Source organism: Streptomyces sp. SLBN-31 (genome assembly GCF_006715395.1).
Taxonomy (GTDB): domain Bacteria; phylum Actinomycetota; class Actinomycetes; order Streptomycetales; family Streptomycetaceae; genus Streptomyces.
Map to the genome: position 1 here is coordinate 104,839 of NZ_VFNC01000001.1, position 14,322 is coordinate 119,160.

Annotated in this window: 10 protein-coding genes and 1 pseudogene; all 11 read left to right on the top strand. The window is 66.7% G+C overall.

What is annotated here, in order from left to right:
• The first annotated feature begins 4 nt into the window (after positions 1 to 4).
• The 11 genes and pseudogenes from nusG (at position 5) to rpsG (ending at position 14,311) form a co-directional block, all read left to right on the top strand.
• Positions 5 to 856 (top strand): transcription termination/antitermination protein NusG, encoded by an 852-nt coding sequence (gene nusG, locus FBY22_RS00505; RefSeq protein ID WP_142141929.1) that lies wholly within the window; start codon positions 5 to 7, stop codon positions 854 to 856.
• Between the two features lie 168 nt (positions 857 to 1,024).
• A complete protein-coding gene (gene rplK, locus FBY22_RS00510) occupies positions 1,025 to 1,459 on the top strand; it encodes a 50S ribosomal protein L11 (protein ID WP_055515278.1) in 435 nt (144 codons plus the stop codon).
• 83 nt (positions 1,460 to 1,542) lie between these two features.
• Complete coding sequence (gene rplA, locus FBY22_RS00515) at positions 1,543 to 2,268, top strand: 50S ribosomal protein L1 (RefSeq protein WP_142141930.1); 726 nt, start codon at positions 1,543 to 1,545, stop codon at positions 2,266 to 2,268.
• A gap of 387 nt (positions 2,269 to 2,655) precedes the next feature.
• Positions 2,656 to 2,841, top strand: a pseudogene (locus tag FBY22_RS00520) (DUF1396 domain-containing protein); the annotation flags it as partial.
• A gap of 281 nt (positions 2,842 to 3,122) precedes the next feature.
• The gene (rplJ, locus tag FBY22_RS00525; RefSeq protein WP_142141931.1) at positions 3,123 to 3,653 is read left to right on the top strand and encodes a 50S ribosomal protein L10; all 531 of its coding nucleotides are present in this window, start codon (positions 3,123 to 3,125) and stop codon (positions 3,651 to 3,653) included.
• A gap of 122 nt (positions 3,654 to 3,775) precedes the next feature.
• Positions 3,776 to 4,165: a 50S ribosomal protein L7/L12 gene (gene rplL / locus FBY22_RS00530; protein WP_142147248.1), complete on the top strand. Its 390-nt coding sequence runs from the start codon at positions 3,776 to 3,778 to the stop codon at positions 4,163 to 4,165.
• Positions 4,166 to 4,691: 526 nt separating this feature from the next.
• The gene (gene rpoB, locus FBY22_RS00540) at positions 4,692 to 8,177 is read left to right on the top strand and encodes a DNA-directed RNA polymerase subunit beta (protein ID WP_142141932.1); all 3,486 of its coding nucleotides are present in this window, start codon (positions 4,692 to 4,694) and stop codon (positions 8,175 to 8,177) included.
• 100 nt (positions 8,178 to 8,277) lie between these two features.
• The gene (locus tag FBY22_RS00545; protein ID WP_142141933.1) at positions 8,278 to 12,177 is read left to right on the top strand and encodes a DNA-directed RNA polymerase subunit beta'; all 3,900 of its coding nucleotides are present in this window, start codon (positions 8,278 to 8,280) and stop codon (positions 12,175 to 12,177) included.
• Positions 12,178 to 12,577: 400 nt separating this feature from the next.
• Positions 12,578 to 13,126: a DUF1707 and DUF4190 domain-containing protein gene (locus FBY22_RS00550; protein ID WP_399210247.1), complete on the top strand. Its 549-nt coding sequence runs from the start codon at positions 12,578 to 12,580 to the stop codon at positions 13,124 to 13,126.
• A gap of 340 nt (positions 13,127 to 13,466) precedes the next feature.
• Positions 13,467 to 13,838 carry a 30S ribosomal protein S12 gene (gene rpsL / locus FBY22_RS00555; protein WP_003948652.1) on the top strand — a complete coding sequence of 124 codons (372 nt, stop codon included), beginning with the start codon at positions 13,467 to 13,469 and terminating at the stop codon, positions 13,836 to 13,838.
• A 2-nt stretch (positions 13,839 to 13,840) separates the two neighbouring features.
• A complete protein-coding gene (rpsG, locus tag FBY22_RS00560) occupies positions 13,841 to 14,311 on the top strand; it encodes a 30S ribosomal protein S7 (protein WP_003992340.1) in 471 nt (156 codons plus the stop codon).
• The last annotated feature ends 11 nt before the right edge of the window (positions 14,312 to 14,322 follow it).

The following is a 14,322-nucleotide window of genomic DNA, read 5'->3' on the forward strand; positions in this document are numbered from 1 at the left end:
CACCGTGTCTGACACGAACCTGAACGACGACGCCATCGAGCCGGACGAGTCCGTGGACGACGAGCTCGACATCGTCGAGGGCGCGGACGACGACCTGGACGAGTTCGAGGCTGCGGACGCAGAGGCCGGCGAGGCCGCCGAGGAGGACGCCGTCCACGTCGTGGACGAGGACGCCGAGGATGCCGACGACGCCGAGGAAGAGGCCGTCGCCGAGGAGGAGACGGAGCCCGCGGAGCCCGTCGACCCCGTCGCCGCCCTGCGCGAGGAGCTGCGCACCCTGCCCGGCGAGTGGTACGTCATCCACACCTACGCCGGTTACGAGAACCGCGTGAAGACCAACCTGGAGCAGCGCGCCGTCTCGCTGAACGTCGAGGACTACATCTTCCAGGCCGAGGTGCCGCAGGAAGAGGTCGTCCAGATCAAGAACGGCGACCGCAAGACGATCAAGCAGAACAAGCTGCCGGGTTACGTCCTGGTCCGCATGGACCTGACGAACGAGTCCTGGGGCGTCGTCCGCAACACCCCGGGTGTCACCGGGTTCGTGGGCAACGCCTACGACCCGTACCCGCTGACGCTGGACGAGATCGTCAAGATGCTCGCCCCGGAGGCCGAGGAGAAGGCCGCCCGTGAGGCCGCCGAGGCCGAGGGCAAGCCGGCTCCGCAGCGCAAGGTCGAGGTCCAGGTGCTGGACTTCGAGGTGGGCGACTCGGTCACCGTCACCGACGGCCCGTTCGCCACGCTGCAGGCGACGATCAACGAGATCAACCCGGACTCCAAGAAGGTCAAGGGTCTGGTGGAGATCTTCGGCCGCGAGACCCCGGTCGAGCTGAGCTTCGACCAGATCCAGAAGAACTAGCTTCTTCCGAAAAAGAGCTTCCGAGCAGGTCAGGCGGGCTGTCCTCAGCCTTCCTGACCTGCTCGGTTTTTGGCCGCGCATCTATACCCGTTATCGTTGTGCGGTATGCCTGCGTTCGGGTGGTCCCCGCGTGCAGGCAGGACCCGAACCGAAAGGACGCGGAGAGCTATGCCTCCCAAGAAGAAGAAGGTCACGGGGCTCATCAAGCTCCAGATCAACGCCGGTGCGGCGAACCCGGCTCCGCCGGTCGGCCCCGCGCTGGGCCAGCACGGCGTCAACATCATGGAGTTCTGCAAGGCGTACAACGCCGCGACCGAGTCGCAGCGTGGCTGGGTGATCCCGGTGGAGATCACGGTCTACGAGGACCGCTCCTTCACCTTCATCACCAAGACGCCGCCGGCCGCCAAGATGATCCTCAAGGCCGCGGGTGTCGAGAAGGGCTCCGGCGAGCCGCACAAGACCAAGGTCGCCAAGATCACCGAGGCGCAGGTCCGCGAGATCGCCCAGACCAAGCTTCCCGACCTGAACGCCAACGACCTGGACGCCGCGTCGAAGATCATCGCCGGCACCGCCCGTTCCATGGGCATCACGGTCGAGGGCTGAGCCCCACCTCCCCCGTACATCAAGCAGAAGTGGCAGGGCCTGCTCGGCCCGTACCACGACTCCTAAAAACCTCAGGAGAAGTAGTGAGCAAGCGCAGCAAGGCCCTTCGCGCTGCGGACGAGAAGATCGACCGGGAGAAGCTGTACGCCCCGCTCGAGGCCGTCCGTCTCGCCAAGGAGACCTCCACGTCCAAGTTCGACGGCACCGTCGAGGTCGCCTTCCGTCTGGGTGTCGACCCGCGCAAGGCCGACCAGATGGTCCGTGGCACCGTGAACCTGCCGCACGGCACCGGCAAGACTGCCCGGGTCCTGGTCTTCGCGACCGGTGACCGTGCTGCGGCCGCGGAGGCCGCGGGCGCCGACATCGTCGGCTCCGACGAGCTGATCGACGAGGTTTCGAAGGGCCGCCTGGACTTCGACGCCGTCGTCGCCACCCCGGACCTCATGGGCAAGGTCGGCCGCCTCGGCCGCGTGCTCGGTCCCCGTGGTCTCATGCCGAACCCGAAGACCGGCACCGTGACCCCGGACGTGGCGAAGGCCGTCACCGACATCAAGGGCGGCAAGATCGAGTTCCGCGTCGACAAGCACTCGAACCTGCACTTCATCATCGGCAAGACGTCCTTCGAGGACGACAAGCTGGTGGAGAACTACGCCGCGGCGCTGGACGAGATCACCCGTCTGAAGCCGTCCGCCGCCAAGGGTCGCTACATCAAGAAGGCCGCCATCAGCACCACGATGGGCCCCGGCATCCCGGTCGACCCGAACCGCACCCGCAACCTCCTCGTCGAGGAGGACCCGGCCGCCGTCTGATCCGACGGCGGCCGCGCGCAGGCGCAAGCAGTGGCGGGCCCCGCAACCTTCCGAGGTTGCGGGGCCCCCGCCTTTTCCGGCGCGTCCGTCAGTGCCCTGGGTCAGCGTGCGAGCACGGCAATCTCATGGGGGTGGGGACGTATGAGGGGCACGACCGTGTGCCGTGGGACCGTCGCGATCGCGGTGGTGGCCGCGCTCGCGGGCGCCGCCGGCTGCACCTCCTCCGACGCCTTCGGTGACACGGACCGCGGCGGCAGGGCGTCCGGCAAGGTCACCGCCCACCCCGCCGTCGTCACGGCCCTGCGCGCGGCCGAGAGTTCCACCGACCGCGCGGACTCCGCCCGGGTCCGCTCCACGACCACCATGGGCTCCGACCTTGGACGCGCTCACATGGACATGTGGGTCGACGGCCAGGACCACACCAAGCAGGTCCGGATGCGCGGAGACGCCGACAAGGGGCCCCTCGACCTGACGTTCACCTTCCTCGACTTCGACAAGCCGGTGAAGGTCACGGCCCCGCCGGCCAAGGACACCGCCGATCTCGCCGAGATGATGAAGGGCCTCCAGGGCTGAGCCGTACGGGCGGATTTGCCTGACGGCGACCGGGTCCCGTACTCTCCTACAGAAGCCAAAGACCGCTGGTCGTTGCCGTGCGCTCGTGAGAGGGCCCGGTGGCCGAAGGATCCGCTGAACTGCGGACGACCCGCGCAGGTGACTGTGGAAGTGCTCCCGGGTACGCCCCTGTCCAAGGGGATCTCCGGTCGAGCTACGCCCCGTGCGCCTGCGCCGGGGCGTTTCGTTTTCCCCAGCCCCTTCCGAGCGGTCGTCATCACCCGGAAGGAGGCCGACGCTCTATGGCAAGGCCCGACAAGGCTGCCGCGGTAGCCGAGCTGACGGAGCAGTTCCGCAGCTCGAGCGCCGCCGTGCTGACCGAGTACCGGGGTCTCACCGTGGCGCAGCTCAAGACGCTGCGCCGCTCGCTCGGTGAGAACGCCCAGTACGCCGTGGTGAAGAACACGCTGACCAAGATTGCGGCCAACGAGGCCGGGATCACGACGCTCGACGACCTGTTCAACGGTCCGACGGCGGTCGCCTTCGTCACCGGTGACCCGGTGGAGTCGGCGAAGGGTCTTCGTGACTTCGCCAAGGACAACCCGAACCTCGTCATCAAGGGCGGTGTCCTTGACGGCAAGGCTCTGTCCGCCGACGAGATCAAGAAGCTTGCGGACCTCGAGTCCCGCGAGGTTCTGCTCTCCAAGCTGGCCGGTGCCATGAAGGGCAAGCAGTCCCAGGCTGCCTCCCTCTTCCAGGCGCTGCCGTCGAAGCTCGTCCGCACCGTGGACGCGCTCCGTGCCAAGCAGGACGAGCAGGGCGGTGCCGAGTAACTCGGCTCGCATCATGACCGCCGCCGGAGGCAGCCGCCGAAGGCAACGGTCGTAGCGGGCCGAACGTACGCCCGCCAGACATGTACATCACGGCACCAGCCGAAATTAGTGGAAGGAAAGCCATCGTGGCTCTCACCCAGGACGAACTGCTCGCCGAGTTCGAGGGCATGACCCTCATCCAGCTCTCCGAGTTCGTGAAGGCGTTCGAGGAGAAGTTCGACGTCACCGCTGCCGCCGCCGCCCCGGTCGTCGTGGCCGGCGGTGCCGCTGGTGGCGCTGCCGCCGAGGCCGTCGAGGAGAAGGACGAGTTCGACGTCATCCTCACGGGTGCCGGCGACAAGAAGATCCAGGTCATCAAGGTCGTGCGTGAGCTGACCTCCCTCGGCCTGAAGGAGGCCAAGGACCTCGTGGACGGCGCCCCGAAGCCCGTTCTCGAGAAGGTCGCCAAGGACGCCGCCGAGAAGGCCGCCGAGTCCCTCAAGGGCGCCGGCGCCTCCGTCGAGGTCAAGTAAGACCTCTTACAGCCCTAAGGGCTGTAACGCGTAAGCACTGAGGAGCGATCATCCATCCGGGTGGTCGCTCTTCGGCGTTCCTGGAGGCGTGGCCACGGTTGCCTTGCGGCCTCGTACACGAGGGGTATGGTGATCTTCGTCGTGTCTCCGGGCGGCCCCGGTTCGGGCTACGGGGCCTTGACGAACCGCACGCAGCGCGCAATTCTCAGGACGCGTCGCCAGAACGGTCCGAATCCGAGGCATGGATCGGCGACGAAGAGGGCAGTATCAACGTGCGTTGAGGGCGACCATGCCGAGGGCGTTGAGGACAACGAGGGTCTCAGAAAATCGGGGCTGGACATCAGTGCGCCAAGTGGCTACACTGACCCTTTGCGCTGCCTGTTAGCTGTCCCCTGCCCGTCACCAGGGGTCTGCCCTCGCCTCGGCACCTTCGATCGGATCTCCCTGACCTGGGATTTCTGTCGCTTGTGTGGGGTGAGGGGCCGGGGAGCGCGTAGTGAGTCCGAGCCCTCGGAAGGACCCCCTCTTGGCCGCCTCGCGCACTGCCTCGAACGCGAATATGAACAACGGCGCCAGCACCGCCCCGCTGCGCATCTCCTTTGCAAAGATCAAGGAGCCTCTCGAGGTTCCCAACCTGCTCGCGCTTCAGACCGAGAGCTTTGACTGGCTGCTCGGCAACACCGCTTGGCAGAGTCGGGTCGAGGAGGCTCTGGAGTCCGGTCAGGACGTCCCCACCAAGTCCGGTCTGGAGGAGATCTTCGAGGAGATCTCCCCGATCGAGGACTTCTCCGGGTCCATGTCGCTGACGTTCCGCGACCACCGCTTCGAGCCGCCGAAGAACAGCATCGACGAGTGCAAGGAGCGCGACTTCACGTACGCCGCCCCGCTCTTCGTGACGGCGGAGTTCACCAACAACGAGACCGGCGAGATCAAGTCCCAGACGGTCTTCATGGGCGACTTCCCGCTCATGACCAACAAGGGCACCTTCGTCATCAACGGCACCGAGCGTGTCGTGGTGTCGCAGCTGGTCCGCTCGCCCGGCGTCTACTTCGACTCCTCCATCGACAAGACGTCCGACAAGGACATCTTCTCGGCCAAGATCATCCCGTCCCGGGGTGCCTGGCTGGAGATGGAGATCGACAAGCGCGACATGGTCGGTGTCCGTATCGACCGCAAGCGCAAGCAGTCCGTCACCGTCCTTCTGAAGGCGCTCGGCTGGACGACCGAGCAGATCCTGGAGGAGTTCGGCGAGTACGAGTCGATGCGCGCCACCCTGGAGAAGGACCACACCCAGGGCCAGGACGACGCGCTGCTCGACATCTACCGCAAGCTGCGTCCGGGCGAGCCCCCCACGCGTGAGGCCGCGCAGACGCTTCTTGAGAACCTCTACTTCAACCCCAAGCGCTACGACCTCGCCAAGGTCGGCCGCTACAAGGTCAACAAGAAGCTGGCCGCGGACGCTCCGCTGGACGCCGGCATCCTGACCGTCGAGGACATCATCTCGACGATCAAGTACCTGGTGAAGCTGCACGCCGGCGAGACCGAGACGGTCGGGGACAACGGTCAGACGATCGTCGTCGAGACCGATGACATCGACCACTTCGGCAACCGTCGTCTGCGCAGCGTCGGCGAGCTCATCCAGAACCAGGTCCGCACGGGTCTGGCCCGTATGGAGCGCGTCGTGCGTGAGCGCATGACGACCCAGGACGTCGAGGCGATCACGCCGCAGACCCTGATCAACATCCGGCCGGTCGTCGCCTCCATCAAGGAGTTCTTCGGCACCAGCCAGCTGTCGCAGTTCATGGACCAGAACAACCCGCTGTCGGGTCTCACCCACAAGCGCCGTCTGTCGGCCCTTGGCCCGGGTGGTCTCTCCCGTGAGCGGGCCGGCTTCGAGGTCCGTGACGTGCACCCCTCGCACTACGGCCGCATGTGCCCGATCGAGACCCCCGAAGGCCCGAACATCGGTCTGATCGGCTCGCTCGCCTCCTACGGCCGGGTCAACGCGTTCGGCTTCGTCGAGACCCCGTACCGCAAGGTCATCGACGGCCAGGTCACCGACGAGGTGGACTACCTGACCGCCGACGAGGAGGACCGCTTCGTCATCGCGCAGGCCAACGCCACGCTCAACGACGACATGCGGTTCGAGGAGTCCCGGGTCCTGGTCCGCCGTCGTGGCGGAGAGGTCGACTACGTCCCCGGCGACGACGTCGACTACATGGACGTCTCGCCGCGCCAGATGGTGTCGGTCGCGACCGCCATGATCCCGTTCCTCGAGCACGACGACGCCAACCGTGCCCTCATGGGCGCGAACATGATGCGTCAGGCCGTGCCGCTGATCAAGAGCGAGGCGCCGCTCGTCGGCACCGGCATGGAGTACCGCTCCGCGGTCGACGCCGGCGACGTGGTCAAGGCCGAGAAGGACGGTGTGGTCCAGGAGGTCTCCGCGGACTACATCACCACCGCCAACGACGACGGCACGTACATCACGTACCGCCTGGCCAAGTTCTCCCGGTCCAACCAGGGCACCTCGGTCAACCAGAAGGTCATCGTCAACGAGGGCGACCGGATCATCACGGGCCAGGTGCTCGCCGACGGTCCCGCCACCCAGAACGGCGAGATGGCGCTCGGCAAGAACCTGCTGGTCGCGTTCATGCCGTGGGAGGGTCACAACTACGAGGACGCGATCATCCTGTCGCAGCGCCTCGTGCAGGACGACGTCCTCTCCTCGATCCACATCGAGGAGCACGAGGTCGACGCCCGTGACACCAAGCTCGGCCCCGAGGAGATCACCCGGGACATCCCGAACGTCTCCGAGGAGGTCCTCGCCGACCTCGACGAGCGCGGCATCATCCGCATCGGCGCCGAGGTCATCGCCGGTGACATCCTCGTCGGCAAGGTCACGCCCAAGGGTGAGACCGAGCTGACGCCGGAGGAGCGCCTGCTGCGCGCGATCTTCGGTGAGAAGGCCCGTGAGGTCCGTGACACCTCGCTGAAGGTGCCGCACGGCGAGACCGGCAAGGTCATCGGCGTCCGCGTCTTCGACCGCGAGGAGGGCGACGAGCTTCCCCCCGGTGTGAACCAGCTGGTGCGCGTCTACGTCGCGCAGAAGCGCAAGATCACCGACGGTGACAAGCTCGCCGGCCGTCACGGCAACAAGGGCGTCATCTCCAAGATCCTGCCGATCGAGGACATGCCGTTCCTGGAGGACGGCACCCCGGTCGACATCATCCTCAACCCGCTGGGTGTCCCGTCCCGAATGAACCCGGGACAGGTCCTGGAGATCCACCTCGGCTGGCTCGCCAGCCGCGGCTGGGACGTCTCCGGCCTCGGCGAGGAGTGGGCGCAGCGCCTCCAGGCGATCGGCGCCGACCAGGTCGACCCGGGCACGAACGTCGCGACCCCCGTCTTCGACGGTGCGCGCGAGGACGAGCTCGCGGGTCTGCTGCAGCACACCATCCCGAACCGCGACGGCGAGCGCATGGTGCAGCCGACCGGTAAGGCGAGGCTGTTCGACGGCCGCTCCGGTGAGCCGTTCCCGGACCCGATCTCGATCGGGTACATGTACATCCTCAAGCTGCACCACCTGGTCGACGACAAGCTGCACGCCCGCTCGACCGGCCCGTACTCGATGATCACCCAGCAGCCGCTGGGTGGTAAGGCGCAGTTCGGTGGCCAGCGCTTCGGTGAGATGGAGGTGTGGGCCCTCGAGGCCTACGGCGCCGCGTACGCCCTCCAGGAGCTGCTGACCATCAAGTCCGACGACGTCACCGGCCGCGTGAAGGTCTACGAGGCCATCGTCAAGGGCGAGAACATCCCCGAGCCCGGCATCCCCGAGTCCTTCAAGGTGCTCATCAAGGAGATGCAGTCGCTCTGCCTGAACGTGGAGGTGCTGTCCAGCGACGGTATGTCCATCGAGATGCGTGACACCGACGAGGACGTCTTCCGCGCTGCGGAGGAGCTCGGCATCGACCTGTCCCGGCGCGAGCCGAGCAGCGTCGAAGAGGTCTGACGGGAGTCCGGCCGGAGGATCTGGTGAGGAATCTCCGGCCGGCCCCTGGACCCCCGTTTCAGACCCCAAGACTTTCAACCCTGAGAGGGATTGACGCATAGTGCTCGACGTCAACTTCTTCGATGAGCTCCGGATCGGCCTGGCCACCGCCGACGACATCCGTCAGTGGAGCCACGGCGAGGTCAAGAAGCCCGAGACGATCAACTACCGCACGCTCAAGCCGGAAAAGGACGGACTCTTCTGCGAGAAGATCTTCGGTCCGACCCGGGACTGGGAGTGCTACTGCGGCAAGTACAAGCGTGTCCGGTTCAAGGGCATCATCTGTGAGCGCTGCGGCGTCGAGGTGACTCGCGCCAAGGTGCGCCGTGAGCGGATGGGCCACATCGAACTGGCCGCCCCCGTCACGCACATCTGGTACTTCAAGGGCGTCCCGTCGCGCCTGGGCTACCTGCTCGACCTGGCCCCGAAGGACCTGGAGAAGGTCATCTACTTCGCGGCGTACATGATCACGTACGTCGACGAGGAGCGCCGTACCCGCGACCTGCCCTCCCTGGAGGCGCACGTCTCGGTCGAGCGGCAGCAGATCGAGAACCGCCGGGACGCCGACCTGGAGGCCCGCGCCAAGAAGCTCGAGTCCGACCTGGCCGAGCTCGAGGCCGAGGGTGCCAAGGCCGACGTGCGCCGCAAGGTGCGCGAGGGCGCCGAGCGTGAGATGAAGCAGCTGCGCGACCGTTCGCAGCGCGAGATCGACCGCCTCGACGAGGTGTGGACCCGGTTCAAGAACCTCAAGGTCCAGGACCTCGAGGGCGACGAACTCCTCTACCGCGAGCTGCGTGACCGCTTCGGCACGTACTTCGACGGTTCGATGGGTGCCGCGGCGCTGCAGAAGCGCCTGGAGTCCTTCGACCTCGACGAGGAGGCCGAGCGCCTCCGCGAGATCATCCGTACCGGCAAGGGCCAGAAGAAGACCCGTGCGCTCAAGCGCCTGAAGGTCGTCTCCGCGTTCCTGCAGACCAGCAACAGCCCCAAGGGCATGGTGCTGGACTGCGTGCCGGTCATCCCGCCGGACCTCCGCCCGATGGTGCAGCTGGACGGTGGCCGCTTCGCGACCTCCGACCTGAACGACCTGTACCGCCGTGTGATCAACCGCAACAACCGTCTGAAGAGGCTCCTCGACCTCGGCGCGCCCGAGATCATCGTCAACAACGAGAAGCGCATGCTTCAGGAGGCCGTTGACGCCCTCTTCGACAACGGTCGTCGCGGCCGTCCGGTGACCGGTCCCGGTAACCGCCCGCTGAAGTCCCTCAGCGACATGCTGAAGGGCAAGCAGGGTCGATTCCGTCAGAACCTGCTCGGCAAGCGTGTCGACTACTCGGCGCGTTCCGTGATCGTCGTCGGTCCGCAGCTGAAGCTGCACCAGTGCGGTCTGCCGAAGGCGATGGCGCTGGAGCTGTTCAAGCCGTTCGTGATGAAGCGCCTGGTCGACCTGAACCACGCGCAGAACATCAAGAGCGCCAAGCGCATGGTGGAGCGCGGCCGCACGGTCGTGTACGACGTCCTCGAAGAGGTCATCGCCGAGCACCCGGTTCTGCTGAACCGTGCTCCCACCCTGCACCGCCTCGGCATCCAGGCCTTCGAGCCGCAGCTGGTCGAGGGCAAGGCCATCCAGATCCACCCGCTCGTGTGCACCGCGTTCAACGCGGACTTCGACGGTGACCAGATGGCCGTGCACCTGCCGCTGTCCGCGGAGGCGCAGGCCGAGGCCCGCATCCTCATGCTGTCCTCGAACAACATCCTCAAGCCGGCCGACGGCCGTCCGGTGACGATGCCGACCCAGGACATGGTCCTCGGTCTGTTCTTCCTGACCACCGACGGCGAGATGCGCAACGTCAAGGGCGAGGACCGCTCCTTCGCGTCCGTGGCCGAGGCGATCATGGCGTTCGACGCCGGCGAGCTCTCGCTGCAGTCGCGCGTGGACATCCGCTTCCCGGTGGGCACCATCCCGCCGCGCGGCTGGACCCCGCCGGCGCAGGAGGAGGGCGAGCCGGAGTGGCAGCAGGGTGACAGCTTCCGTCTGAAGACCACGCTCGGCCGTGCGCTCTTCAACGAACTGCTGCCCGAGGACTACCCGTTCGTCGACTACGAGGTCGGCAAGAAGCAGCTCTCCGAGATCGTCAACGACCTCGCCGAGCGCTACCCCAAGGTCATCGTGGCGGCGACGCTCGACAACCTGAAGGCGGCCGGCTTCTACTGGGCCACCCGTTCCGGCGTCACCGTCGCCATCTCCGACGTCGTCGTCCCCGACGCGAAGAAGGAGATCGTCAAGGGCTACGAGGCGCAGGACGAGAAGGTCCAGAAGCAGTACGAGCGCGGTCTGATCACCAAGGACGAGCGCACGCAGGAGCTCATCGCGATCTGGACCAAGGCGACCAACGAGGTCGCCGAGGCGATGAACGACAACTTCCCGAAGACCAACCCGATCTTCATGATGGTGAACTCGGGTGCACGAGGCAACATGATGCAGATGCGTCAGATCGCCGGTATGCGTGGTCTGGTGTCGAACGCGAAGAACGAGACGATCCCGCGTCCGATCAAGGCGTCGTTCCGTGAGGGCCTGTCCGTGCTGGAGTACTTCATCTCCACGCACGGTGCCCGTAAGGGTCTGGCGGACACCGCTCTGCGTACCGCCGACTCGGGTTACCTCACCCGTCGTCTGGTCGACGTCTCCCAGGACGTCATCATCCGCGAGGAGGACTGCGGCACCGAGCGCGGTCTGAAGCTGCGGATCGCCTCGCGCGGCGCCGACGGCGTCCTGCGCAAGGCGGACGACGTCGAGACCAGCGTCTACGCCCGCATGCTCGCCGAGGACGTCGTCATCGACGGCAAGGTGATCGCGCCGGCCAACGTGGACCTGGGCGACGTGCTCATCGACCAGCTGGTGCACCACGGTGTCGAGGAGGTCAAGACCCGTTCGATCCTGACCTGCGAGTCCCAGGTCGGCACCTGCGCCATGTGCTACGGCCGTTCGCTGGCCACCGGCAAGCTGGTCGACATCGGTGAGGCGGTCGGCATCATCGCCGCCCAGTCCATCGGTGAGCCCGGCACCCAGCTGACGATGCGTACCTTCCACACCGGTGGTGTGGCCGGTGACGACATCACCCAGGGTCTGCCGCGTGTCGTCGAGCTCTTCGAGGCCCGTACCCCGAAGGGTGTGGCTCCCATCTCCGAGGCGAGCGGCCGCGTTCGCATCGAGGAGACGGAGAAGACCAAGAAGATCGTCATCACGCCGGACGACGGCAGCGACGAGACGGCGTACCCGATCTCGAAGCGCGCCCGACTCCTGGTCAGCGAGGGCGAGCACGTCGAGGTGGGCCAGAAGCTCACCGTGGGTGCCACAAACCCGCACGACGTGCTGCGCATCCTGGGCCAGCGTGCCGTCCAGGTCCACCTGGTCGGCGAGGTCCAGAAGGTCTACAACTCGCAGGGTGTGTCGATCCACGATAAGCACATCGAGATCATCATCCGGCAGATGCTGCGCCGTGTGACGATCATCGAGTCCGGCGACGCCGAGCTGCTGCCCGGCGAGCTGGTCGAGCGCTCGAAGTTCGAGACCGAGAACCGTCGTGTGGTCCAGGAGGGCGGTCACCCGGCCTCCGGTCGTCCGCAGCTCATGGGTATCACCAAGGCCTCGCTGGCCACGGAGTCCTGGCTGTCGGCGGCGTCCTTCCAGGAGACGACGCGAGTCCTCACGGACGCGGCGATCAACGCCAAGTCCGACTCGCTCATCGGCCTCAAGGAGAACGTCATCATCGGTAAGCTCATCCCGGCCGGTACGGGTCTGTCCCGCTACCGCAACATCCGGGTCGAGCCGACCGAGGAGGCCAAGGCCGCGATGTACTCGGCCGTCGGCTACGACGACATCGACTACTCGCCGTTCGGCACCGGCTCCGGCCAGGCCGTCCCGCTGGAGGACTACGACTACGGTCCGTACAACCAGTAAGGCGCACGTCAACCGAAGGGCGGTCACCCCGTGGGGCGGCCGCCCTTCGGCGTGCGCAGGGCGATCCGCCCTGCGCCCCGTGCCCGGCCGCCGCGCGGCAACCGTGCGCCGCCGGCCGGGCGCCGGCTCCGGCCCTGCCGGACACCGGACTCCACGCCTCGGCGCGACGCAGCACAGCTCCCGCGGACGCACGTCCCGACCGCCGCCCTCGTACACCTGGGAGCCGCCGGGGCGCGCTCCGGTCCCGGCGTCAGGGGGCGATCCGTGCCGTATCGAGAGGGTTTCGGATGTCGGGCTTCGGTGGCGGCCGGAAGTAGATGTCCTCGTCCGGGAACCGGTGCCGGAAACGATGCGTTAGAGGATGATGGAGGCGTTGATTCGCTTTTGGGGGGAGGCGCCCGTGTCGCAGTCGCAGCCGACGCCATGGCAGCCGTGGCAGTCGGGACAAGGTGTCCCGCAGCCCTGGCAGGCCCAGGCCACCTCTTCCATGCTCGCCTCCCACGCGGAGCGCGAGCGGGCCGTCGATGTGCTCAGAGCCGGGTACGGGGAAGGGCGGCTGCAGCACTCCGAGTTCGAGAGGCGGGTCGCGCGGGCCTACGAGGCGCGGACGGTGGGGGAGCTGGCGCTGCTGGTCGCCGACCTGCCGCAGGGGCCCGTACCGGTCAACAGGCCGCCCGTGGGGCCCGTGCCACCCACCTTCCTGCCGGCCCCGCCCACGAACGCCAAGGCGGTCGGTTCCCTCATCTGCGGGGTGCTCACGGTGGTGACCGGCGGCCTCACCGGGCTGCCCGCGGTCATCCTCGGGCACAGTGCGCGCAGTGAGATGCAGCGCACCGGCGAGCGGGGCGACGGACTGGCGATGACCGGGCTCGTGCTGGGCTGGATGTCGGTCGCCGGATGGGCACTGATCATCACGATCCTCATGGCGGCGGCGATCGCCGGCGCGTGAGCCGCCTGAGCTGCGGTGACGTAGCCGCCGTGGATGACCGGAGCGTGAAATCGAAGATCAACCACGGTGCAGGGTCTTGACATGGTCCGCATGGCGATGCGGGCGGGGCCCATTTGTTTTGACCGTAGCGTTTGAGGTAGGTACGCTCAGACCTTGTGCCTGGGGTGTGCCCTGGCTCTTGTGCGTGCCATCAACCGCATAGCGAGTCAAGACTGGCCACCGTAATCTGTGCTCTTTTCGCCTCGCGGCGGGAGTCCGCCGGATTCGACACACCCGACCGCGTGGGTCGGCGAAGTTCCAGGTTAGCTTCACCATTCGGCACACAGAAACCGGAGAAGTAGTGCCTACGATCCAGCAGCTGGTCCGTAAGGGCCGGCAGGACAAGGTCGAGAAGAACAAGACGCCCGCACTCGAGGGTTCCCCTCAGCGTCGCGGCGTCTGCACGCGTGTGTTCACGACCACCCCGAAGAAGCCGAACTCGGCCCTGCGTAAGGTCGCGCGTGTGCGTCTGACCAGCGGGATCGAGGTCACCGCTTACATTCCGGGTGAGGGACACAACCTGCAGGAGCACTCCATCGTGCTCGTGCGCGGCGGCCGTGTGAAGGACCTGCCGGGTGTTCGCTACAAGATCATCCGCGGCTCGCTCGACACCCAGGGTGTCAAGAACCGCAAGCAGGCTCGCAGCCGTTACGGCGCCAAGAAGGAGAAGTAAGAATGCCTCGTAAGGGCCCCGCCCCGAAGCGCCCGGTCATCATCGACCCGGTCTACGGTTCTCCTCTGGTGACCTCCCTCATCAACAAGGTGCTGCTGAACGGCAAGCGCTCCACCGCCGAGCGCATCGTCTACGGTGCCATGGAGGGTCTGCGTGAGAAGACGGGCAACGACCCGATCATCACGCTGAAGCGCGCACTGGAGAACATCAAGCCGACCCTCGAGGTCAAGTCCCGCCGTGTCGGCGGTGCGACGTACCAGGTTCCGATCGAGGTCAAGCCCGGTCGTGCCAACACGCTCGCGCTGCGCTGGCTGGTCGGTTACTCCCGCGCCCGTCGCGAGAAGACCATGACCGAGCGTCTGCTCAACGAGCTTCTCGACGCGTCCAACGGCCTTGGTGCCGCTGTGAAGAAGCGCGAGGACACCCACAAGATGGCCGAGTCCAACAAGGCCTTCGCGCACTACCGCTGGTAGTCGCTACCCAC